The organism is Terrabacter terrae (assembly GCF_039529575.1).
GTDB classification, from domain to species: Bacteria; Actinomycetota; Actinomycetes; order Actinomycetales; family Dermatophilaceae; genus Terrabacter; species Terrabacter terrae.
Window position 1 is genome coordinate 579838 of record NZ_BAAANB010000021.1, and the last position, 21315, is coordinate 601152.

22 protein-coding genes are annotated in these 21315 nt (G+C 72.3%); 12 read left to right on the top strand and 10 right to left on the bottom strand.

Annotated features, from left to right (window positions below):
- Nucleotides 1-93: 93 nt before the first annotated feature.
- The 4 genes from ABD194_RS12835 to ABD194_RS12850 all read right to left on the bottom strand — a co-directional run bounded on the left by ABD194_RS12835 (nucleotide 94) and on the right by ABD194_RS12850 (nucleotide 3825).
- Nucleotides 94-1236: an Mrp/NBP35 family ATP-binding protein gene (locus tag ABD194_RS12835; protein WP_343991906.1), complete on the bottom strand. Its 1143-nt coding sequence runs from the start codon at nucleotides 1234-1236 to the stop codon at nucleotides 94-96.
- A gap of 83 nt (nucleotides 1237-1319) precedes the next feature.
- Nucleotides 1320-1880: a DUF1003 domain-containing protein gene (locus ABD194_RS12840; protein ID WP_343991908.1), complete on the bottom strand. Its 561-nt coding sequence runs from the start codon at nucleotides 1878-1880 to the stop codon at nucleotides 1320-1322.
- Nucleotides 1877-3184 carry a magnesium transporter MgtE N-terminal domain-containing protein gene (locus ABD194_RS12845; RefSeq protein ID WP_343991910.1) on the bottom strand — a complete coding sequence of 436 codons (1308 nt, stop codon included), beginning with the start codon at nucleotides 3182-3184 and terminating at the stop codon, nucleotides 1877-1879. Before ABD194_RS12845 ends, ABD194_RS12840 begins: the two co-directional genes overlap by 4 nt.
- A gap of 17 nt (nucleotides 3185-3201) precedes the next feature.
- Nucleotides 3202-3825, bottom strand: coding sequence for a hypothetical protein (locus ABD194_RS12850; protein ID WP_343991912.1), 624 nt, complete (start codon nucleotides 3823-3825; stop codon nucleotides 3202-3204).
- Between the two features lie 89 nt (nucleotides 3826-3914).
- On the opposite strand from ABD194_RS12850, the gene ABD194_RS12855 reads away from it, so the two are divergent.
- Together ABD194_RS12855 and ABD194_RS12860 are read left to right on the top strand one after the other, a co-directional pair.
- Nucleotides 3915-4988 (top strand): HpcH/HpaI aldolase/citrate lyase family protein, encoded by a 1074-nt coding sequence (locus ABD194_RS12855; protein WP_343991914.1) that lies wholly within the window; start codon nucleotides 3915-3917, stop codon nucleotides 4986-4988.
- A gap of 4 nt (nucleotides 4989-4992) precedes the next feature.
- Nucleotides 4993-5895: an HpcH/HpaI aldolase/citrate lyase family protein gene (locus ABD194_RS12860; RefSeq protein WP_343991916.1), complete on the top strand. Its 903-nt coding sequence runs from the start codon at nucleotides 4993-4995 to the stop codon at nucleotides 5893-5895.
- 67 nt (nucleotides 5896-5962) lie between these two features.
- Here the strand turns inward: ABD194_RS12860 and ABD194_RS12865 are convergent, their stop codons facing one another.
- Nucleotides 5963-6760 (bottom strand): alpha/beta fold hydrolase, encoded by a 798-nt coding sequence (locus ABD194_RS12865; RefSeq protein ID WP_343991918.1) that lies wholly within the window; start codon nucleotides 6758-6760, stop codon nucleotides 5963-5965.
- A 45-nt stretch (nucleotides 6761-6805) separates the two neighbouring features.
- Entirely contained in the window at nucleotides 6806-7111 is a 306-nt protein-coding gene (locus ABD194_RS12870) for a hypothetical protein (RefSeq protein ID WP_343991920.1), read from the bottom strand.
- A 219-nt stretch (nucleotides 7112-7330) separates the two neighbouring features.
- Here ABD194_RS12870 and ABD194_RS12875 point away from each other — a divergent pair, with 219 nt between their 5' ends.
- From ABD194_RS12875 to ABD194_RS12895, 5 genes are all read left to right on the top strand, one after another.
- Nucleotides 7331-8197: a GNAT family N-acetyltransferase gene (locus ABD194_RS12875; protein WP_343994141.1), complete on the top strand. Its 867-nt coding sequence runs from the start codon at nucleotides 7331-7333 to the stop codon at nucleotides 8195-8197.
- Between the two features lie 60 nt (nucleotides 8198-8257).
- A complete protein-coding gene (locus ABD194_RS12880) occupies nucleotides 8258-8869 on the top strand; it encodes a hypothetical protein (RefSeq protein ID WP_343991922.1) in 612 nt (203 codons plus the stop codon).
- On the top strand, nucleotides 8863-9156 hold the full coding sequence (locus ABD194_RS12885; protein ID WP_343991924.1) for a hypothetical protein: 294 nt from the start codon (nucleotides 8863-8865) through the stop codon (nucleotides 9154-9156). Before ABD194_RS12880 ends, ABD194_RS12885 begins: the two co-directional genes overlap by 7 nt.
- A 58-nt stretch (nucleotides 9157-9214) precedes the next feature.
- Nucleotides 9215-10624 carry a proline--tRNA ligase gene (gene proS / locus ABD194_RS12890; RefSeq protein WP_343991926.1) on the top strand — a complete coding sequence of 470 codons (1410 nt, stop codon included), beginning with the start codon at nucleotides 9215-9217 and terminating at the stop codon, nucleotides 10622-10624.
- Between the two features lie 84 nt (nucleotides 10625-10708).
- Nucleotides 10709-11374, top strand: a complete 666-nt coding sequence (locus tag ABD194_RS12895; RefSeq protein WP_343991928.1) for a nitroreductase family protein — start codon at nucleotides 10709-10711, stop codon at nucleotides 11372-11374.
- An 89-nt stretch (nucleotides 11375-11463) separates the two neighbouring features.
- Here the strand turns inward: ABD194_RS12895 and ABD194_RS12900 are convergent, their stop codons facing one another.
- Nucleotides 11464-12372 carry a serine protein kinase RIO gene (locus ABD194_RS12900; RefSeq protein WP_343991930.1) on the bottom strand — a complete coding sequence of 303 codons (909 nt, stop codon included), beginning with the start codon at nucleotides 12370-12372 and terminating at the stop codon, nucleotides 11464-11466.
- 314 nt (nucleotides 12373-12686) lie between these two features.
- Between ABD194_RS12900 and ABD194_RS12905 the strand changes: the two genes are divergently transcribed.
- Complete coding sequence (locus tag ABD194_RS12905) at nucleotides 12687-13886, top strand: acyl-CoA dehydrogenase family protein (RefSeq protein WP_343991932.1); 1200 nt, start codon at nucleotides 12687-12689, stop codon at nucleotides 13884-13886.
- Nucleotides 13887-13926: 40 nt separating this feature from the next.
- Complete coding sequence (locus ABD194_RS12910) at nucleotides 13927-14547, top strand: YflT domain-containing protein (RefSeq protein ID WP_343991934.1); 621 nt, start codon at nucleotides 13927-13929, stop codon at nucleotides 14545-14547.
- 94 nt (nucleotides 14548-14641) lie between these two features.
- Here the strand turns inward: ABD194_RS12910 and ABD194_RS12915 are convergent, their stop codons facing one another.
- Nucleotides 14642-16183: an aminopeptidase P family protein gene (locus ABD194_RS12915; RefSeq protein WP_343991936.1), complete on the bottom strand. Its 1542-nt coding sequence runs from the start codon at nucleotides 16181-16183 to the stop codon at nucleotides 14642-14644.
- Nucleotides 16184-16289: 106 nt separating this feature from the next.
- Between ABD194_RS12915 and ABD194_RS12920 the strand changes: the two genes are divergently transcribed.
- Nucleotides 16290-17870, top strand: coding sequence for a threonine/serine exporter family protein (locus ABD194_RS12920; protein WP_343991938.1), 1581 nt, complete (start codon nucleotides 16290-16292; stop codon nucleotides 17868-17870).
- Nucleotides 17871-17974: 104 nt separating this feature from the next.
- The gene (locus ABD194_RS12925) at nucleotides 17975-18526 is read left to right on the top strand and encodes a MaoC family dehydratase (protein ID WP_343991940.1); all 552 of its coding nucleotides are present in this window, start codon (nucleotides 17975-17977) and stop codon (nucleotides 18524-18526) included.
- Here the strand turns inward: ABD194_RS12925 and ABD194_RS12930 are convergent.
- Together ABD194_RS12930 and ABD194_RS12935 are read right to left on the bottom strand one after the other, a co-directional pair.
- Entirely contained in the window at nucleotides 18517-19653 is a 1137-nt protein-coding gene (locus tag ABD194_RS12930; RefSeq protein ID WP_343991942.1) for a hypothetical protein, read from the bottom strand. The genes ABD194_RS12925 and ABD194_RS12930 overlap by 10 nt on opposite strands.
- Entirely contained in the window at nucleotides 19650-20210 is a 561-nt protein-coding gene (locus tag ABD194_RS12935; protein ID WP_343991944.1) for a SigE family RNA polymerase sigma factor, read from the bottom strand. The genes ABD194_RS12930 and ABD194_RS12935 overlap by 4 nt, the downstream gene beginning before the upstream one ends.
- 134 nt (nucleotides 20211-20344) lie before the next feature.
- On the opposite strand from ABD194_RS12935, the gene ABD194_RS12940 reads away from it, so the two are divergent.
- Entirely contained in the window at nucleotides 20345-21244 is a 900-nt protein-coding gene (locus tag ABD194_RS12940) for a PHP domain-containing protein (RefSeq protein ID WP_425580012.1), read from the top strand.
- Nucleotides 21245-21315 lie beyond the last annotated feature (71 nt).

Below are 21315 nucleotides of genomic sequence, written 5' to 3' on the forward strand. Positions count from 1 at the left end.
TCTTGAGCGGTCCCAGCTCGGCCCAGTTTGTGGCCTTTCGACGGGTGCTGAGACCCGGTTTGTGGCCTTTCGACGTGTGAAAGGGGGAGCGGGTCAGCGACCGGCGGGCGTCAGACCGAGGGAGCGGCCGGCGAGGCCGCGGGCACGGGTGCCGAGGCTGCGGGCGATGCCGCGCAGGGCGACGCCGGCTGCCGAGTCGGGGGCGCCGAGCACCACGGGGGTGCCGGAGTCGCCGCCCTCGCGCAGGCGCGTGTCGAGCGGAATCTGTCCGAGCAGCTCGACGGGCGCGCCGATGCTGCGGGTCAGCGAGTCGGCGACGGCCTGGCCACCGCCCGAGCCGAAGATCTCCTGGCGGGTGCCGTCGGGCAGCTCGAGCCAGCTCATGTTCTCGATGACGCCGACGACTCGCTGGTGGGTCTGCAGGGCGATCGAGCCGGCGCGCTCTGCCACCTCGGCCGCGGCCTGCTGCGGCGTCGTGACGACGAGGATCTCGGCGGTCGGGATCAGCTGGGCGACGGAGATCGCGATGTCACCGGTGCCGGGCGGCAGGTCGAGCAGCAGCACGTCGAGGTCGCCCCAGAAGACGTCGCCGAGGAACTGCTGCAGCGCGCGGTGCAGCATCGGGCCACGCCACACGACCGGCTGGTTGCCGGGGACGAACATGCCGATCGAGATGACCTTCACGTCGTGGCTCACGGGCGGCAGGATCATGTCGTCGACCTGCGTCGGGCGCTGCTCGACGCCCAGCATGCGCGGCACCGAGAAGCCGTAGACGTCGGCGTCGACGACGCCGACCCGCAGCCCCTGCTCGGCCATGGCCGCGGCGAGGTTGACGGTCACCGAGGACTTGCCGACGCCACCCTTGCCGGAGGCGACGGCATACACCCGCGTGAGGCTGTTGGGCCTGGCGAAGGGGATCTCCTTCTCGGGGGCGCCGCCGCGCAGCTGCGTGCGCAGCGCGGCACGCTGCTCGTCGCTCATCACGTCCAGCTCGACCTCGACCGAGGTGACGCCGTCGACCGCCAGCAGGGCGTTGCTCGTGTCGCGGGTGAGCGTGTCCTTCATCGGACAGCCGGAGACGGTGAGGAAGATGGCGAGGTCGACCTTGCCGGCGTCGTCGACCTCGACCGACTTGACCATGCCGAGCTCGGTGATCGGCTTGCGGATCTCCGGGTCGTTGACCTTCGAGAGTGCCGTGAGCAGGGCGTCACGGCTGGGTAGTGCGACGGCAGACATGTGTTCCATCGTATGCCGCCGCGCACGGCTGCCCGACGCCGGCCGGGGTGCGCTCGCTCACCCCGAGGCGGCCTCGCCGTCGCTCAGACCTGGTCGCTCGCGTTCTCGTCGGCGCCCCTGATGAGCGCGCGGTCCTCGAGCTCCTCGAGGAGGCTGCGCAGCTCGGACCGGACGAAGTCGCGGGTGGCCTGCTCGCGCAGCGCCAGTCGCAGCGAGGCGACCTCGCGAGTCAGGAACTCCGTGTCGGCGAGGTTGCGCTCGTCGCGGGCCCGGTCCTGCTCGAGCGCGACCCGGTCCCGGTCGGCTTGGCGGTTCTGCGCGAGCAGGATGAGCGGCGCGGCATAGGACGCCTGCAGGCTCAGCATCAGCGTCAGGAAGATGAAGGGGTACTGGTCGAAGATGAGGCTGCTCGGCGCGAGCACGTTCCAGCCCACCCACAGCACGACGAACACCGTCATGCCGATGAGGAACTGCGCCGTGCCCATGAACCGCGCGAACTTCTCCGACAGGACGCCGAACGCCTCCTGCGAGAACGCGATCGGCGGCAGCAGGCTGGCCCTCTGCTCCTGTGGCTGGTCGAGGCGGTCGCTGCGCTGCTGACGCGACCCGGCCCTGCGCTCGCTGCGCTCGGCCCGCTCGCTCACGGCTTCACCCCCAGCTCGTGCCGCTCCTCGCGCCAGTCCTCCGGCAGGATGTGGTCGAGCACGTCGTCGACCGTGACCGCGCCGATGAGCCGCCCGTCGTCGTCGACGACCGGCAGGGAGACGAGGTTGTAGGTCGCGAGGGTGCGCGTCACGGTCTCGAGGGAGGCCGTGGCGGGCAGCGGCTCGATCTCCTTGTCGATGATCGAGCCCACGGCGCCGTGCGGCGGCTCCCGCAGCAGCCGCTGGATGTGGACGAGCCCGAGGTAACGGCCGGTCGGCGCCTCGAGGGGCGGACGGCACACGTAGACCATGGAGGCGAGTGCCGGCGCGAGCTCCTCGCGGCGCACCGTCGCGAGTGCCTCGGCGATCGTCGCCTCGGGACCGAGGACCACGGGCTCGGTGGTCATCATGCCGCCGGCGGTGTTCTCGTCGTAGGCGAGCAGGCGCCGCAGGGGAGCGGCCTCGTCGGGCTCCATGAGCTGGAGCAGCTCTTCGGCCTGCTCGGGCGGCAGGTCGGCGAGCAGGTCGGCCGCGTCGTCGGGCTCCATCGCCTCGAGCACGTCCGCCGCGCGCTCGTTGGCCAGTCCCGCGAGGATCTCGACCTGGTCGTCCTCGGGCAGCTCCTCCAGGACGTCGGCGAGTCGCTCGTCGTCGAGCGCGGCCGCCACCTCGGCGCGCCGCTTCGGGTTGAGGTCGTGGATGACCTCGGCCAGATCGGCGACCTTGAGGTCGTCGTAGGTCTCGAGGAGGCGCTCGGCGCTCTGGGCACCGGGCTGCTCGTGCAGCCCCACGACGTCGCGGATGTCGACGAGCATCGTCTTGCCGGACCGGCGGCGGGTCAGCCGCGACATGGCCTTCGACGCCGACGAGACGCCGGCCGTGATCTGCCGCACGAAGACCCGGGTCCCAATCCAGTCCCTCCGGGGTCCCTGCTCGATCGCGATGTCCTCGACGAGGGCCGTCGCGAAGCCGGCCTCGACCGCCTCGGTCGTGGTGACCCGCACGGTGCGGTCGAACAGCTCGGCGGCGACGAGGACCTCGTTGGTGCGCTGCTCGAACCGGCGCATGTTGACCAGCCCGGTGGTGATGACCGCGCCGGCGTCGATCGAGGTCACGCGGGTCATCGGCACGAACACGCGGCGGCGGCCCGGCACCTCGACGACGAGGCCGATGACGCGAGGCTGTGGGCGAGTGGCCGAGAACATCACGACGACGTCGCGCACCCGCCCGACCTGGTCACCGAGCGGGTCGAAGACGCTCAGTCCGGTCAGGCGGGCGACGAAGACTCGCGTGCTCGCACTCATGGGCCAAGGTTATGGGGTCAGAGTCCGCGGAACGGTCCGCCACGGCGCCGACGCTTCTTGCGGAGCTTCGCGCGCTCCTTGTCAGCCTTGCGAGCGGCCTTCGCCTCGGCGCGCACCCGCTTGCGCGCGACCCGCTCCTCGCCGCGCCCGCCGAGGTGCCAGGGGCGCCAGGACGTGGTGGTGGCGGCGGTGCGGGCCGGCGCCCTGCGGTGGTCGTCGGCGGCATACGCGCCCGGGGACTCGACCGGGCTGTCGTAGGGCACCAGGGCGGTGATCGTGCACTGCGCGGCCCAACGGGTGACGCAGTCGTCGACGGCGTTGAGCCGAGAGGCCCGCAGCAGCTCGGCAGCGCGCTCCCACTGCGGAGAACCGGGTTCGAGGACGTGGCTGTGCGCGCGCACCGTCAGCAGGCGGCCGCCGGTGTCCTTGCTGCGCAGGATGAGGCGCACGTCGGCCGGCAGCCAGGGCAGCGGCTGCTCACCGGGGCCGCTGACAACGAGCGCGGCGCCCTCGTCCCAGACGTGCCAGGCCGGCCAGGTGCGGTCGCCCTCGACGTCGATCCAGAGCAGGCCGGACTTCGTCATCGCCTCGGACAGCAGGGCGCTCGCGTTCGACGGCTGCGGGTCGGTCGGCTCGGTCACAAAGCCACCATAGTGATCCCGCCCTCATCTCCGGCAGGCGTGACTGTCGTCATAACGCAGCCCGTCGGGCCGTTGCTACGTTGGCGCGCATGCGCACCGCCAAGGACTTCTTCCGCCCGCTCGCGGTGGGGGCGCCGACGCCCCTGACGCAGGTGCCGGCCCGCCCGTCCCGGGTGATCCACTTCTTCGACCCGAGCAACCCCAAGATGGCCGCGAAGGTGCCTGGCCTGGTCGGCGCCGTCGACGTCCTCCTCGGCAACCTCGAGGACGCCGTCAAGGCCGACCGCAAGGAGGCGGCCCGCGAGGGCCTCGTGGAGATCGCGAGGGCCACCGACTTCGGCGAGAACACGCAGCTGTGGACGCGCGTCAACGCCCTCGACAGCCCGTGGGCGCTCGACGACCTGACGACCCTCGTCACGGAGATCGGCGACAAGCTCGACGTCGTGATGGTGCCCAAGGTCCAGGGCGCCGAGGACATCCACTACGTCGACCGCCTGCTCGCCCAGCTCGAGGCCAAGGCCGGCCTGACCCGCCCGATCCTGGTCCACGCGATCCTCGAGACGGCCCGGGGGATGGTCAACGTCGAGGAGATCTGCGGCGCCTCGCCGCGCATGCAGGGCCTGTCGCTGGGGCCCGCCGACCTCGCCGCCGACCGCCGCATGAAGACCACCCGCGTCGGGGGCGGCCACCCCGGCTACCTCGTGCGCACCGACCCCGTCGACGGCGACGTCCGGGGCGAGCGCGCGACGGCCCAGCAGGACCTGTGGCACTACACGATCGCCCGCATGGTCGATGCCTGCGCGATGCATGGGATCTACCCCTACTACGGCCCGTTCGGAGACATCGAGGACGTCGTCGCCTGCGAGGACCAGTTCCGCAACGCCTTCCTCCTCGGCTGCGTCGGCACGTGGTCGCTGCACCCGGTGCAGATCGAGATCGCCAAGCGCGTCTTCAGCCCGTCGGCCGAGGACGTCGCGCACGCGCGCCGCGTCGTCGCCGCCATGGGAGACGGCACCGGCGCGGTGATGCTCGACGGCAAGATGGAGGACGACGCGAGCCTCAAGCAGTGCCTCGTCATCGTCGAGCTCGCCGAGCGCCTCGCCAGGACGGACCCCGCACTCGCGGAGCTGTATGCCGCCGAGCCCGCCACCCAGGAGGGCTGACCCGATGACGGAGCAGACGGCATACGACCCCGGCGCCTCCGCCGGCTACCGACCGCGCCGCTCGGTGCTCTACATGCCGAGCTCCAACGAGCGGGCGCTGGAGAAGGCGAAGACGCTCCCGGTCGACGCGCTCATCCTTGACCTCGAGGACGCCGTCGCTCCGGACGCCAAGGAGGCGGCGCGCGAAAACGCTTGTGCGGCAGTGCAGTCAGGGGAGTACGGCCGGCGCGAGCTGACGGTCCGCGTCAACGGGCTCGGCTCGCAGTGGCACGACGCCGACCTCGCCGCGGCGGCGGCCGCCGGCCCGGACGCGATCGTCGTGCCGAAGGTCGGCTCGGCCGACGAGGTGCTTGCGCTCGTAGAGGCCATGGAGGCCGCCGGCGCGCCGGAGCGCACCCGCCTCTGGGCCATGGTCGAGACGCCGGTGGCCGTGCTCCACGCTGAGGAGATCGCGCGCGCCTCGGACCGGCTGGCCTGCCTCGTGCTCGGCACGAACGATCTCTACAAGGAGCTCGGCGCGACCTTCGCGCCGGGGCGGGCAGCGATCCAGGCCACCCTGCAGCTCGTCGTCCTCGCCGCCCGGGCCGCCGGTGTCTCCGTGGTCGACGGCGTCTACAACGACGTCAAGGACGCCGAGGGCTTCCTCGCGGAGGCGCGCCAGGGACGCGAGCTCGGCTTCGACGGCAAGACCCTCATCCATCCCGGCCAGGTCGAGTCGTGCAACGAGGTCTTCGCGCCGAGCGCCGCCCAGGTGGAGCAGGCGCGCGCCGTCATCGAGGCCTTCGAGGCCGCGCAGGCGCAGGGACGCGGCGTCGCCACCCTCGACGGCCGGCTCATCGAGAACCTCCACGTCGACACCGCCCGGAAGGTGCTGGCCACGGCGGAGGCCATCGCCGCGCTGTCCTGAGCCGTCACGCGCACACCCGTGCCGCATGCCGTATGCCGTGGGGCGGCGCTGCCGAGGAAACTCCGGGTCAGGCGCGGCCCGAGAGCCAAGCCATCTCGGCCGACGCGTGCGCGGCCCACCACGCGTCCTCGTGGTCGCCGGGCTCGAAGTGCGTCTCGACCTTCGCCAGACGGGCGGCCAGCGCGCGGTTGGCGGCGACGAACGGGTCCGAGAGGCCGCAGTCGAGCCGCACGGGGATGCGGGTCAGCCGGTCGACGCGGTTGAAGACCGAGTGCCGGTCGAAGTCGGCCTTCCCGTCGTAGGCGACCGCCGGCGTCTCGGCGCCGGTGCGCCAGAGGGCAGCGCTCGCGGCGACGACCCCTGCCACCCTCTGCGGTCCCAGGTCGCTGGCGAGCAGGAGCGCGCCGAACCCGCCCATCGACCAGCCGAGCAGGCCCACCTTCGACGTCGCCGGCAGTCCGGTGCGGCTGAGCGCCAGCGGGATGAGCTCCTCACGCACCATCGCGCCGCTGTCGGTGCCGTCGGTGCGACGGTGCCAGTAGCCGTCACCTCCGTCGACGGAGGCGAGGGCCAGGCCGGTGGACGCCACGGCGTCGCCGTAGCCGAGGTCGAATGCCGAGCCGGCGTCGCCGCCGAACCCGTGGAGGGCCACCACCAGTCCGCGGGCGCTTCGGCCTTCGGGGACGGCAAGCCTCCACCGCCGCCCGTCGAGGCCGTGCCTCGCGTCCAGCACTCCATCGGTGAGGACCGCGCCGGAAGGGTCGCGGCCGCAGCCCGCCACGAGGCTTCCCGCCACCCCACCGGCGCCGACGGCCAGGGCCGCCCTCAGGACCGACCGCCGTCGGGGGAGGGGGCCGGCGGACATGCCGGGAGCCTAGGCCCGCATGCCCGTGTGTCCAGGGCGCCGCGCTCACCCGGACGGGGGTTCGCACGGCACCGGACCCGGTGGGGGCCGGCGCTGCTGGTCGCCGTGGCCGGTGCGACGGCCCCGGCGCGCGGCGCGGACCCGCTCCGACCAGCCGGCCGTCGAGACGGCCGAGGCCACCGGCGCGCTGGTCGAGGCGTCGCCTCCAGCGGCGATGACGCCTGCTGCCGCTCCGACGAGCCGGTCGTTGCAGGGCCGACAGATCCTGCGGCCCGTCACCGTTGTGACGAGTCCGCCCTTGGAGCTGCTGAGCCCGCCGACCTGCTTGCCGCACTGCGCACACGTGGCCATGGCCACTCCGTCCGTCGGCCGCCCTGCGGCGGCGCCCTGTGGTGCCTCGAATGGTGCCCGAGATCCTTCCGGGGATGTGCCAGAACGGGTGCCTCGATCTCGGCATTCGGAGGCCGGGCTGGGCGCTACGGTTCCTCCCGGCACCGAACCGGGCCCACCGCCCCGGAAACCCACCTGCGCCACGGCGTGCCGGAGGTGTTGGATGACGGCGTGATCGTGATGGGTGAGCCCGGAGTGCGGGAGCTGGACGGCGTCGTGGAGGCGATGCGGGCCTGGCAGTACCCCGGTGCGCCCGTGCAGCTGCACCCGGGAGACCTCGGCTGGCACTGGAGGTTCGGGGCGGACACGCTGGCAGCGGCGCTGCGCACCTGGAGCCGCGACGGGCAGGTGGTGGCGGTCGGGATGGTCGACAGCCCCACCGTGCTGCGGCTCGCCGTCGCGCCCGGGCTGCAGGACGACGAGGAGCTGGCGCGTCAGCTCCTCGACGACGTGGGCGACCCGGACCGCGGCGTCCTGCAGCAGGAGAGCATCGACGTGGAGGCCCGGTGCGGCGGGGTCGTGCGCCAGGTGCTGCTGGACGACGGATGGGTTGCCGGCGAGGCGTGGACGCCCCTGGAGCGCGACCTGGCCGAGCCGGTGGAGGACTGCGGGGTCCGGGTCGAGACGGTCGGTCCCCAGCAGGTGACACCGCGGACCGAGGTCCAGCGTGCTGCCTTCGAGCGGTCGACGTTCACCGAGGAGCGCTGGCACGCGATGGCTGCGGGCTCGCCCTACGCCGATGCCCGCTGTCTCCTCGCCCACGACGACGAGGGGACGCCGGTGGCGGCTGCGACCGTGTGGTCCGCCGGTCCGGGGAGGCCGGGACTGCTCGAACCCGTGGGCGTGCACCGGGACCACCGCGGACGCGGCTACGGCCGGGCGGTCTCGTGCGCTGCGGCTGCGGCGCTGCGGGAGATGGGCTCCTCCAGTGCGGTCGTGTGCACCCCGGCCGCCAACGTCGGGGCCGTCGCCACGTACGCGTCGGCCGGCTTCCGTCGTCTCCCGGACGTGCCCGACCTGCACCGCGAAGCGCGCGGCGAGGGCTGACGTCGAGCGCCGCAGGCGGCAGCCGGGAAACCTCGTGTCGCCTGAGGCGTTGGAGCAGGTGTGACACCGAACGCCGGCGAGGGCAGGGCCGTGCCCGACCGGCCCGACAGGCGGGAGCCGTCCGGGCTCACCCGTCGGGGGCTGCTGACCCTGGGCGCAGTCGGCGCAGTCGGCGCCGTCGCCGCCGGAGGGGCGTATGCCGTGTCGAGTGGACCCGGGCTCCCGGACCTCCTGCGGTCGGCCGGCTTCGCAGACCCGGCGCCACCGGAGCTGCGTCTCGAGCCGCGGCCGGTGGACCGCACCGAGCTCACGGCGAGGCGGCGGGTCGGCGGTGCGACCCACGTCTACGAGGTGACCGGGCGCCCGGTCAGCTACTACGTGACCGAGCCGTTCGGCGCCCGGCTCGACCGGTGGCTCGCCCTGCACCGGCGCCACGTCGGGCAGGTCCCCGAGGAGATCCGGTCCTACGGTGCCTGGGTCCCGGCGTCGCCGACGTCGTGGCACAGCTCCGGTGAGGCGATCGACATCGCGCGCCTGCGGGCCGGCGGTCGCGACCTCACGTCGCTGCGCCACGACCTCTGGCGCGATGCTCCGGCGCCCGAGCTGCGCCGCGGCTCGCGCTCTACTGGCGCACCGCAGCGGGGCTGCACCACGAGCTCGCCGACGTGCTGACCTACCTCTTCGACGCGCCGCACGCCAACCACATCCACGTCGACGTCGGCCGGTTCGGGCCCGAGCGGCCTCGGCTCATCCGGCGCTCGCGCGCCCAGGTGCAGGCGGTCCAGGCGATGTGCCGCCACGTGTGGGGGCGCACCGAGGTCGAGACCACCGGCGACTTCGACGACGTGACCCGCGACGCGACGACCCGCATACTCGAGCAGGCGGGTGGGCCCGGCGAGCTGTCGGACTCCCGGGAGGCGTGGCAGGCGTTCCTCGTCGCCACGATGCAGCGCGGCTGAGACCGACGGCCGGAAAACCCCGAGGGTCGCTGTGCGCGCCGACCGTAGGATCTGCCGCATGCCCAAGACCGTGCTGACTCCTCAGTCCGAGGACTTCCCCCGCTGGTACCAGGACGTCGTCGCGAAGGCGGAGCTGGCCGACAACGGGCCGGTGCGCGGCACCATGGTCATCCGACCGTACGGCTACGCCATCTGGGAGCGGATGCAGGCCGACATGGACCGGCGCATCAAGGAAGCCGGGGCGCGCAACGCGTACTTCCCGCTCTTCATCCCCGAGTCGTACCTCACGCGCGAGGCCGAGCACGTCGAGGGCTTCAGCCCGGAGCTCGCCGTCGTGACGCACGCCGGCGGCAAGGAGCTCGAGGAGAAAATCGTCGTGCGCCCGACGTCCGAGACGGTCATCGGGGAGTACCTCGCGAAGTGGACGCAGAGCTACCGCGACCTGCCGCTGCTGCTCAACCAGTGGGCCAACGTCGTGCGCTGGGAGCTGCGGCCGCGGATCTTCCTGCGCACCAGCGAGTTCCTGTGGCAGGAGGGGCACACGGCCCACGCCACCGAGCAGGACGCGCGGGCGTACGCCAAGCGCATCCACGAGGACGTCTATGCCGCGTTCATGCGCGAGATGCTCGCCATGCCAGTGGTGCTCGGTCGCAAGACGGCCCGTGAGCGCTTCGCCGGCGCGACGAACACCCTTGCGCTGGAAGCGATGATGCGCGACGGGAAGGCCCTGCAGATGGGCACGAGCCACGAGCTCGGGCAGAACTTCGCCAAGGCGTTCGACATCACCTACCTCTCCGAGCACGGGCGCCAGGAGATGTGCTGGACCACGTCGTGGGGCACCTCGACGCGCATGCTCGGCGGCCTCATCATGGGCCACGGCGACGACCAGGGGCTGCGCGTGCCGCCCCGGCTGGCCCCCGTCCAGGCGCTCGTCATGGTCGTCAAGGACGGCGAGGGGGTCCAGGCGGCGGCTCGTCGGCTCCTCTCCGACCTCCTGGCCCGCGGGGTGCGTGCCGAGCTGGACGCGCGGGTCGACACGCCGTTCGGGCGCCGCGCGGTCGACGCCGAGCTCAAGGGCATCCCCGTGCGCGTGGAGGTCGGTCCCCGCGACCTCGCCGACGGCGCCGTCACCCTCGCCCGGCGGATTGCCGGCGGCAAGTCCGCGGTGCCGCTCGGGGCGGTTGTCGACACCGTCTGCACGGCCCTCGAGGAGGACCACGAGGCGCTGTATGCCGCCGCGCTGGCCCACCGGGACGCCAACACCTCCTCAGTCGAGTCGCTCGAGGACGCCGCCGAGGCGGCCCGCACCGGGTGGGCCACGATCCCGTGGTCGACGCTCGGGCCGGAGGGGGAGGCCAGCCTGGCCGAGTCGTCCGTGACCGTGCGGTGCCTGACGATGCCTGACGGATCGGTGCCCGGGTCGGAGTCGGACGACGGGGTACTGGCCGTCGTGGGACGCGCGTACTGACCCTGGTGGTGCTGCCCACAGACCCGTGGGGAAGAGTCGTGCGTCGGGGATCGTTGACACCTGCGTGGAGGACGGTGGAGCGGCATGGCTGACGAGATGACTGCCAACGTGACGGGGCGGCACACGCCCCTCGTGACCCCGGCTCAGCCGGAGACCCTGACGCCCCTGCTGCGCGACCGCGAGAGCGTCATGGTCTACGACCGCTCCCACGAGCTGCGGCCCGAGGAGCTGCGGGCCATCCTCGAGGCGGCGCGCTGGTCCCCGTCGGCCGGCAACTCCCAGCCGTGGGGCTTCCTCGTCGGCCTGCGCGGCGACGACACGCACGCCGCGATGGTCGAGGTGCTGTCCTCGGCCAACCAGGCATGGGCGCCCTCGGCCTCGGCGATCATCCTGACGCTGCACCAGGTGGCAACGGACGAGGACCACGAGATCGCCTACAGCGACTACGCGATGTTCGACCTCGGGCAGGCGGTCGCCCACATCACCGTGCAGGCCCGGTCGATGGGTCTGCAGGTGCGCCAGTTCGGCGGCTTCGACCATCGAGCCGCCACCGAGCGGTTCGCGGTGCCCCCGCACTGGGCCGTGACCACGGGCATTGCCCTGGGGCTCCCCGGCGGTCCCGACGACGACGCCAAGGTGCCGGAGTGGGTGCGCACCCGGGCCCGCCTGCCGCGCTCGCGGCTGCCGCTCGAGGCCTTCGTGCACTCGGGCAAGTTCGGCCACACGGCCGACTTCCTCACCGACCACTGACGAGCCGGTGACGCTGGCCGAGGCCGGGGCGGATGGAGGTCACCCCACGAACGGGCGGCCTCCATCTCGTCCCCGGCTCCCCGGCGCCCTCACCAGCGCGACGTCGCCGCCGCCATGAGGTCCCCGAAGAGCAGGCCTTCGTCCACCGCGTACCCACGTCGAGTGAACCAGTCACACATGTTGCGTGTGTCGCGTTCGAGGAACTCGGGGCCGTGCGGGTTGCCGATGACGTCGACCACCTGTGGCCAGTCGATGAGGACGAGCCGGGCATCCTCGCCCGCGCCGTCGAGCAGCACGTTGTACGGCGAGAGGTCACCGTGCGCCCAGCCGAGCTCCGCCAGCCGCAGCATCGCCTCGCGCAGCTGCTCGAAGAGCGCCGGCAGCAGGGCCGGGTCCGGGCGCACCTGCGCGAGACGTGGGGCGGCCCCTCCGTCGGAGGTGCCGATGAACTCCATCAGCATCTCGTCGTCGGACATCTGCACCGGGTAGGGCACCGGCAGCCCCTCGTCCCACAACCGGACCAGCATCTCGAACTCGGCGAAGGCCCAGAGGCCGCTGATCAGCTCCTTGCCGAACGAGGTCCGGGTCCGGATGGCCCGCGTCTCGCGCGACTTCCGCACGCGCCGTCCCTCGAGGTAGCCCGAGTCGCGGTGGAACATGCGGTGCTTGCTCGACCGGTAGCGTTTCCCGGCCATGAGCACGTCCCGGTCGGGTGAACCGGGCACCCACCGGCGCACCAGGTGGACGTCGGCCTCCTTGCCGGTCTTGAGGATGCCGAGGTCGGTCTCGACCGCGCCCAGATCGGTGATGACCCAGTCCGGCCTCGGTCTGGGACCGTGCGTCGCACCGTCCCAGCTGGACCACCGATCGCCCTCCGGAGGACCGTCGGGGTCCGTGTCGACCGCGTACTGCTCGAGCTCGAGGTCGGAGACGCGGCGGTCGGTCAGCCGGGCGTCGAAGACCTCGAGGTCGTCTTCGTGAAAAGCATTGAATGACAAGAGAACTCCAAGGAAGAAGAAACGTGGGCAGGCATGCCCGAGGCCCTCATCGACATGTCACCCTCCTTGGGTCCGGTGCGCCGGTCGTCCACCGTCGCGGTCGACACCGAGGGTCGCGCACCAGCGCCGGACGGCGCAACGCATTTATCCGGCCGGTGGTCCGCTCCTCACCGCGCTCATCACCGCGGCTCACCGCCGGTGACCGACGACACAGGTGTCGACCCTCACAGCCCACGCCGGTGACCGCCCACCCGGCGCGACGGCATACTCGGTCGCAGTCGACCCGAGACCAGACGCAAGGTGGCGATCCGAGCATGTCCCGACTGCAGCAGACCGACGGCCTCTCCGAGGAGCAGACCGAGCTGGTCAAGCTCGTCCGCGAGTTCGTGGACGAGCAGATCCTCCCCGTCGCGACCGAGCTCGAGCACCGGGACGAGTACCCGACGGAGATCGTCGAGGGCATGAAGGAGATGGGGATCTTCGGCCTGATGATCCCCGAGGAGTACGGCGGCCTCGGGGAGTCGCTGCTGACCTACGCCCTCTGCGTCGAGGAGATCGCCCGCGGCTGGATGAGCGTCAGCGGCATCATCAACACCCACTTCATCGTCGCCTACCTGCTGCTCCAGCACGGCACCGACGAGCAGAAGCAGCGCTACCTGCCGAGGATGGCCACCGGCGAGATCCGCGGGGCCTTCTCGATGAGCGAGCCGGGCTGCGGCTCCGACGTCTCGGCGATCAAGACCAAGGCGGTCAAGGGAGACGACGGCGACTGGACGATCAACGGCCAGAAGATGTGGCTGACCAACGGCGGCTCGGCGAACCTCGTCGCGGTCCTCGTCAAGACCGACACCGGGGCCGAGTCCGTCTACCGCAACATGACGACCTTCCTCGTCGAGAAGGAGCCGGGCTTCGGCGAGACCGCGCAGGGGATCACCGTGCCGGGCAAGATCGACAAGATGGGCTACAAGGGCGTCGACACGACCGAGCTCATCCTCGACGGGCACCGCACCACCGATGCCCAGGTCCTCGGCGGCGAGCCGGGCAAGGGCTTCTACCAGATGATGGACGGCGTCGAGGTGGGGCGCGTCAACGTCGCCGCCCGCGGATGCGGTGTGGCCCGAAGGGCCTTCGAGCTCGGCGTCTCCTACGCGCAGCAGCGTGAGACCTTCGGCAAGAAGATCGTCGACCACCAGGCCGTGCTCTTCCGCCTCGCCGACATGGCCGTCAAGGTCGAGGCCGCGCACGAGATGATGGTCAAGGCCGCTCGGAAGAAGGACTCGGGCCAGCGCAACGACCTCGAGGCCGGCATGGCGAAGTACCTTGCCTCCGAGTACTGCTCGCAGGTCGTCGAGGACAGCTTCCGCATCCACGGCGGCTACGGCTACTCCAAGGAGTACGAGATCGAGCGGCTCTACCGCGAGGCGCCCATGCTGCTGATCGGCGAGGGGACTGCCGACATCCAGCGGATGATCATCGGCCGTCGCCTCGTCGAGGACTACAAGCTCCGGTCCTGAGGCCCCCGCGCGTCCTGCACCGGGATGCGAGGATGGAGCCATGAGCCTGCAACCGAAGGGTCCGGGGGGACGCCAGGGATTTGCGACGCTGTCCCTCGAGTACCCGATGTCGCTGGGGATCTTCGAGAAGTACGTCGACGCGCAGAAGGCCGTCGACACCCTGTCCGACAACCACTTCCCGGTCGAGAACTGCCTCATCGTCGGCACCGACCTCAAGCAGATGGAGCGGGTCACTGCCCGTCTGACCTGGGGCAGGGTGTCCGTGGGTGGGCTGCTCTCCGGCGTGTGGCTCGGGCTCTTCGTGGGGCTGATCCTCTCGCTGTTCTCCCGGCCCTCGAACCCCCTGACGCTCCTGGTCCTGACCTCGCTCTACGGCGCCCTGTTCGGGCTCATCTGGTCGGTCGTCGGCTACGCGTTCACCCGCGGAGCCCGCGACTTCTCGTCGGTGAGCCAGGTCGTGGCGACCCGTTACGAGGTGTTCTGCGAGCACAAGGTCGCCCAGCAGGCGCGCGAGATCCTCGCCAAGGCGGGGATCGGGACGGGCCTCGGCTCCGGTTTCGGCGGGGCGGTGGTGCACCCGGCCGCGCCACCGTCGACCCCCTCGTCACCCCCATCGTCGCCCCGACCGAGCGACCCGCCCACGGGGCCACCCGCCGGCTGACGACGGCACGTCGAAGACGAGCCAACCCCCGACGGTCACGACCGTCCGGGGGTCGGCTACGTCCCGGCGTGCTGCGGGGCGGGCGAGGTCGGCCTCAGGCCCTGGCGCCCCAGATGCCGGCGATCCACTGCTCGACGTCGGCGGCGCTTCGCGGCATCGCGGCCGAGAGGTTCTCGCAGCCGTCCGCGGTGATGAGGACGTCGTCCTCGATGCGAACGCCGTTGCCACGGAACTCCGCGGGGACGAGCTCGTCGTCGGCCTTGAAGTAGAGCCCCGGCTCGACCGTGAGGATCATGCCGGGACGCAGTTCCGCGTCGTTGTACTCCTGACGCGTGGCGAGCGCGCAGTCGTGCACGTCGATGCCGAGGTGGTGGCTCGTGCCGTGCACCATCCAGCGGCGGTGGTACTGCCCGTGCTCGGCGTCGAGGGTGCCCTCGACGTCCACGCCCTCGGGCAGCAGGCCCCATTCGTGCAGGTGCTCGGCGATGACACGGATGGCGGCGGCGTGCACGTCGCTGAACCTGTTGCCGGGCCGGCAGGCGGCGATCCCCGCCTCCTGGGCGGCATACACGGCGTCGTAGATCCTGCGCTGCACCTCGGTGAAGGTGCCGCTGACCGGGAGCGTGCGGGTGATGTCGGCGGTGAAGAGCGAGTCCACCTCGACGCCGGCGTCGAGCAGGAGCAGGTCCCCCTCGCGGACCTCGCCGGTGTTCTTGATCCAGTGCAGCGTGTTGGCGTGGTCGCCGCTCGCGCAGATGGAGTCGTAGCCGACGCCGTTGCCGTGGTGGCGGGCGTGGAGCCCGAAGACGCCCTCGACCCAGCGCTCACCGCGACCCCGGCGCACGGCCTCGGGCAGGTCGGCGATGACCGCGTCGAAGCCCTTGTGGGTGCCGGCGACGGCATCGCGCATCTGCTCCACCTCCCACTCGTCCTTGACGAAGCGCAGCCTGGACAGGAAGGCGGCCAGCTCCTCGTCGGCACCGCGCTGGACCTCGACCCGCGTCTCGGCCTCGATCGCCTCCTGGGTCTCCGTCGCGGCGGCGCGGGCCTGGTCGACCCGTGCCGCGACCTCGGCATCGCCGTCGCGGACCACCCGGATGGTGACCTGGCCGGCGTCCTTGGCGATGGCGTCGGCGAACTCGTCGACGTGCCGGGCGGTCAGGCCCAGCTCCGACTCGACGTCGGCGAGGGTGGGTCGGGCGCCGACCCAGAACTCGCCGTAGCGGGAGTCGCCGAAGAACTCCTCGGTGTCGCGGTCGGCCAGCGGGCGGAAGTAGAGGATCGCCTCGTGCCCGTGGGCGCTCTGGCCGCCGGGGGACCGGTTGGGCTCGAGGACGAGGACCGCGTCGGGCTCACGGTCGCTGCCGAGCCCGGTGAGGTGGGCGAAGGCGCTGTGCGGCCGGAAGACGTAGTCGGTGTCGTTGCTGCGGACCTTGAGGCCACCGGCCGGGATGACCAGGCGCTCGCCGGGGAAGGCGGCGCTCACGGCCTCACGGCGCCGGGCCGCGTAGTCGGCCACCTCGGCGCGGGGGGTCACCCCGGTGCCGCGAGGGGCCCAGCCGCTCGCCACGAAGGCGCGGAACTCGTCGGTCGTCGGGCGCTTGCGACCCGGCGACGTCTTCTGCTCTTCACTCATCCCGTCATCGTGTCACGGCGAACGGGACCCGTGACAACCAGATTGCCCGGCGTGCGCGCCTGCCCCCGGCCGGGTGGGGCAGGGGGGCGGGCAATACAGTCGTCGGGTGCCCCGCACCGACCGCGACCGCACCCTCCGGCCGACCTCGGCCCGGGCCAGTCTCCCGTCCCTGCGGGCGAGCACGCGGCGGGCCATGCGCCCGAGCCGACCGCCCACCGACGAGATCCCGATCTGGACCACCCCCGACGGGGTGGACGCGCTGACGGCCCAGGCCGTCATCGACCTGGCCATGCGGGCCGGGGTCGCGATGATCGCGACCGGCGCTGCAGCCGCCGACGTCACGGCGACCGTGCTCACCCTCACGAAGGCGTACGGCCTCAGCTCGGTCCACGTCGACGTGACCTACACGTCGGTCACCGTCTCGTACCACCGCGGCCCGCACGCCGACCCGATCACCGTGATGCGCATCGTGCGCTTCCGGGTCCAGGACTACACGCGCCTCGAGCGCCTGCGCAGCCTCATCGTCGAGCTGTCGCACGACCCCGTGTCGGTCGACGAGGCGCGGGTGCGCTTCGACGCCGTCATCACCGCGCCGCACCCCTACCGGCGTTGGCTCGTGACCGTGGCCGGGGGAGCGCTCGCCGCCGGAGCGGCCGGACTCGTCGGCGCCGGCCCCTTCATCATCCTGCTCAGCTTCCTGACGGCGACCGTCGTCAACCGGGTGATCGGGTGGCTGACCAACGCCGGGGTGGCGGCCTTCTTCGCGCAGTGCGTCGGCGCCGCCATCCCGACCGCGGTCGCCACGCTCCTCGTCGTGGCCCAGTCGGCCGGGATGGGCTTCTTCGGCGACGTCTCGCCGTCCCTCGTCGTCGCCTCGGGCATCGTGCTGCTGCTGGCCGGGCTCTCGGTCGTGGGCGCCGCGGAGGACGCCCTCGAGGGCTACTACGTCACGGCGGGTGCCCGCGGCTTCGAGGTCGTCGTGCTCTCGCTCGGCATCGCCGTGGGCATCTCGGTCGTGCTGTCGCTCGGCAAGCGCCTCGACTACCCGATCGCGATCACCTCGCAGACCCTGCTCAGCGACAACATCGTCGTGCAGGTCGTCTGTGCCGTCGTCATCTCCGTGGCGTTCGCCGTCATGTCCTACTCGAGCGGCCGTGCCGTCGCCGTCGCCGGCATCGCGGGGGGCCTCGGCTGGCTCGTGCTCGCGCTGGGCGAGCGCGCCCTCGCGCTCGGAGCCGTCACCGCCTCGGCGACCGCCGCGCTCGTCATCGGCTTCGCCGCTCGCCTGCTCGCCAGGCGCCTGACCATCTCGGCGCTCGCCGTCACCACGGCGGCCATCGTGCCGCTGCTGCCCGGCCGGATGGCCTACGAGGGCATCTCGCAGCTCGTCACCGACCCCGACGGCAACGGCTTCGCGGTCGGGGTGCCCACGCTGGTGCAGGCCTTCGGCCTCGGGCTGGGCCTGGCCGCGGGCGTGTCCCTCGGCACGTACTTCGCGGGCCTGCTCGCCGTGCGCGGCAGCGGCCTGCGACCCCGCCCGGCCGCCGGCGCCACGCTGCAGACGGACCCCGCCCCCGACGCGCCCGGCAGCAGCGCGCCCCTGCTGTCCGACGCGCCGTCGGCGACCGACGTCGCCGCGGCAACAACGTCTCCCCAGCCCGTCGCCGACGAGCGGACGCAACCGTGAGCAAGCACACGGCACACGGCCATGGGCGTATGCCGTCCGCTCCGGCAGGCTGGTAGCCGCTCGTCCCAGCGGGGCCGGGCGAGTTCTCACGACGAGGAGTGGGCATGCAGTTCGGGCGCAGCTACGAGGAGTTCGAGGTCGGTGCGGTCTACCAGCACTGGCCCGGCAAGACGGTCACCGAGTACGACGACCACCTCTTCTGCCTGCTGACCATGAACCACCACCCGCTCCACCTCGACACGCACTACGCCGCGGGCTCGACGCAGTTCGGGCAGAACGTCGTCGTCGGCAACTACGTCTACTCGCTGCTGCTCGGCATGTCGGTGCCGGACGTGTCGGGCAAGGCCATCGCCAACCTCGAGATCGAGTCCCTGCGGCACGTCGCGCCCACCTTCCACGGCGACACGATCTACGGCGAGACGACGGTGCTGGACAAGTGGGAGTCGACCTCGAAGGACGACCGCGGCGTCGTGCACGTCGAGACCATCGGCTACAAGCAGGACGGGACGGTGGTCTGCATTTTCCGCCGCAAGGTCATGGTGCCCAAGGCCAACTACCTGGAGGCGCGCGGCGGCGAGCAGCCGGGCCGCCCGGTGCCGGTGCCCGACCGCAACTGGCCCGGCCGCGACGCCGGCGCCGGGGTGCCTCAGCCCTGACCTGTGCCGGCGAAGCCGACAGTGGTGGAGCTGCCGCCGACCGTGACCGTCACCGCGCCCTTGATCCGCAGAGAGGGAGGCTGCGGCGCAACGAGGAAGGCCGTTCGCCCGCCGGCAGGATCGAAGGACACCACGAGGCGGTCGGCCGGGTCGGAGGAGGTGGCGGTGACGCCAGCGGTGCCGTTCGCCCATCCGAAGAGCAGGTCCGGGGTGGTCCCCAGGCCGGTGCGTGCCGGAACCGGGAGGGTCTGAATGGGCCCCGACCCGTCGGGTCCCGGCTGGACGCCGCGACCCGACAGGAGACCGAAGTGGCTGTCGTCGCTCCATGCGACCCACTGGTCGCCGTCGGGGGCAGTGAGAAGGGCACGGGCGATGTCGGAGCGGGGATTGGCGGTGAGCGCCGCGCGGAACCCCTGCTTCACGGGGTCGGCAGCATCCACCATCTCGGACCAGGTCAGACCCGCGAGCTGGTCCGGCATGACACGGCCCACCTGAGTGATGAACAGTCGGCGTGTCGACGCCGAGCCCCCGCCGGACGGAACCAGGCCCGTGGTGGAGGTCGTCTCGCCTGACGAGGCGGTGGGCGGGACGAACCTGGGCGAGACGTTGAGGGTCCTGGGGCTCCCGGTGTCGACCCAGCCGGCGATGACGCCCGGCAGCCCGCCATCGGTAGGCAGGAGCAGGCTCGAGCCGCCGACCTGAGGGCGGGGAACCTCCCGTCGCACGGTGCGAACGGTCTTGGTGCCCTGGAGCACCTGCCAGGTCTCCCTGACCTTGCCGCCTGACGTGGACTCCACCTCGAGCCGGAGGCCGGGGCCCGACATGACCTGGACCTCCGAGGAGCCGTTGGTGGACAGCTGCCCCGACTCGTGCAGTGCCGTGACGACGGCGGTCGGCGAGGTGCTCGGTCCGGCCGGGAGCGCGCGGGGCTGGCCGGTGCCGAGCTGGACCGCGACGACGGCGACGACGGCGGTGGCGGCCGCGGTGAGGCCAGTGGCGGCGATCCGGCGACGCCGGACCACCCGGTGACCCTCGTGCAGGACGGCCTCGGGGTCGAAGGTCAATCCCTCGACCCGCGTGGCTCCGTCCAGCGCTGCGCGGACCTTGGAGTCTGGCGTGGTGGTCATCGGGCGCTCCTCTCTCGCTCGGTGCGTTCCGGGGTTCGGGAGGCATCGGCAGCGTGCGCGGCGGCGAGCGCGGCGCGCAGCGCCGCGAGGCCACGAGAGCCGGCGCTCTTGACGGCGCCGACGGAGATGCCGAGCACCTCGGCCGTGGCCTGCTCGGACAGGTCGGTGTAGTAGCGCAGGACGACGACGGTGCGCTGCTGCTCCGGGAGGGTGCGCAGGAGGCGTACGACGAGATCACGGTCGTCGCTCGTCTGCACGTCGTCCCGACGGGACCGTCTCTCGTCCTGCTCGGGTGGCGCGTCGGTGACGAGCTCACGGCGGGTCGCGCGCCAGACGTCGGTGCGGTGGCTGACGAGGATGCGCCGCGCGTACGCCAGGGCCTCACCCTCCCGGACCCGCGGCCAGGCGACGTACGTCTTGACGAGCGAGGCCTGGGTCAGCTCCTGCGCCTTGTCGTGGTCGCCGGTCAGCAGCCAGGCAGTGCGGAGCAGAGCCGGACCGGCCTGCGTCATGAAGGCGGTGAAGTCGGCGTCGCGTGCGTCGCTGCGGCGGCTCACTCGGTTCCCCTGTCCCTGTCCATGCCCCATCTACGGGCGGTGCGGCACAAAGGTTGCCAGCGGGTCGGGGCGGAGGCCCGCCGCCGCGCGCCCGGGAGCGTCGAAACGCGAGGATCGTGGCTCTCGCCCCTACGCTGAGGAGCGTGACATCGACCGGGAGCGCAGGCGGGGAGCTCTCGCGCCCCGTCATCGACCTGCACACCCACTCCTCGGTCAGCGACGGCACCGAGACGCCCTCCGAGCTCCTCGCCGCGGCGGCCGCCGCGGGCATCGACGTCCTCGCGATCACCGACCACGACAGCGTCGCCGGCTGGGACGAGGCCGCCGCGGCGGCGCACGAGCACGGCGTCACCCTCGTGCGCGGCATCGAGATCTCCTGCGCCTGGCGGCACTCGTCGATCCACCTGCTCGGCTACCTGCCGGCTGCCGACGACCGTCCGCTGCGCGAGGAGCTCGCGCGCGCTCGCGACTCCCGCGCCACCCGGCTGGAGCGGATGGTCGAGCGGATGGCGGCGGACGGCATACCCCTGACGTACGACGAGGTGCTGGCGCAGGTGGCGCCGGGGGCCACGCCGGGGCGGCCCCACATCGCCGATGCCCTCATCGCCAACGGGACCATCGAGCACCGCGACGAGGCGTTCGGCTCGTGGCTGGGGGACGACTCGCCGTACTACGTCGGCCACTACGCGCCCGACCCGGTCAGCGCCGTCGAGCTCGTCCGGGCGGCCGGCGGCGTGCCCGTTCTCGCGCACCCGTTCACCCGGACGCGATCGGGCTCGGTCGACGACGCCCTCATCGCCCGTATGCGTGAGGCGGGGCTCGTGGGCCTGGAGGCGTACCACCGCGACCATGGCGCCGACGAGGTGGCGCACGCCGAGGAGCTCGCGGTCCGGTTGGGCCTGCTGCTCACCGGGTCGAGCGACTACCACGGCACCGGCAAGCGCAACCGGCTCGGCGAGAACACGACGACACCCGAGGTGCTCGAGGCCATCGAGGTGGCCTCCAGCGGGGTCACCGAGGTGCTGAGGCCCTGAGCGCTCGGGCCGCCGCGGCCTGCCGGGCGCGGCTGTGCAGGGCTGCGGCGCCCTGTCGCCCCCGAGCCGTA

What these genes read in the sequence shown, in the direction of transcription:
- ABD194_RS12860 (WP_343991916.1), top strand. Translation starts at nt 4,993, where the DNA reads ATGACGGAGCAGACGGCATACGACCCCGGCGCCTCCGCCGGCTACCGA.
- ABD194_RS12925 (WP_343991940.1), top strand. Translation starts at nt 17,975, where the DNA reads ATGCAGTTCGGGCGCAGCTACGAGGAGTTCGAGGTCGGTGCGGTCTAC.
- ABD194_RS12845 (WP_343991910.1), bottom strand. Translation starts at nt 3,184, where the DNA reads ATGAGTGCGAGCACGCGAGTCTTCGTCGCCCGCCTGACCGGACTGAGC.
- ABD194_RS12870 (WP_343991920.1), bottom strand. Translation starts at nt 7,111, where the DNA reads ATGGCCACGTGTGCGCAGTGCGGCAAGCAGGTCGGCGGGCTCAGCAGC.
- ABD194_RS12835 (WP_343991906.1), bottom strand. Translation starts at nt 1,236, where the DNA reads ATGTCTGCCGTCGCACTACCCAGCCGTGACGCCCTGCTCACGGCACTC.
- proS (WP_343991926.1), top strand. Translation starts at nt 9,215, where the DNA reads ATGCCCAAGACCGTGCTGACTCCTCAGTCCGAGGACTTCCCCCGCTGG.
- ABD194_RS12930 (WP_343991942.1), bottom strand. Translation starts at nt 19,653, where the DNA reads ATGACCACCACGCCAGACTCCAAGGTCCGCGCAGCGCTGGACGGAGCC.
- ABD194_RS12915 (WP_343991936.1), bottom strand. Translation starts at nt 16,183, where the DNA reads ATGAGTGAAGAGCAGAAGACGTCGCCGGGTCGCAAGCGCCCGACGACC.
- ABD194_RS12895 (WP_343991928.1), top strand. Translation starts at nt 10,709, where the DNA reads ATGGCTGACGAGATGACTGCCAACGTGACGGGGCGGCACACGCCCCTC.
- ABD194_RS12865 (WP_343991918.1), bottom strand. Translation starts at nt 6,760, where the DNA reads ATGTCCGCCGGCCCCCTCCCCCGACGGCGGTCGGTCCTGAGGGCGGCC.
- ABD194_RS12875 (WP_343994141.1), top strand. Translation starts at nt 7,331, where the DNA reads ATGGGTGAGCCCGGAGTGCGGGAGCTGGACGGCGTCGTGGAGGCGATG.
- ABD194_RS12855 (WP_343991914.1), top strand. Translation starts at nt 3,915, where the DNA reads ATGCGCACCGCCAAGGACTTCTTCCGCCCGCTCGCGGTGGGGGCGCCG.
- ABD194_RS12910 (WP_343991934.1), top strand. Translation starts at nt 13,927, where the DNA reads ATGAGCCTGCAACCGAAGGGTCCGGGGGGACGCCAGGGATTTGCGACG.
- ABD194_RS12905 (WP_343991932.1), top strand. Translation starts at nt 12,687, where the DNA reads ATGTCCCGACTGCAGCAGACCGACGGCCTCTCCGAGGAGCAGACCGAG.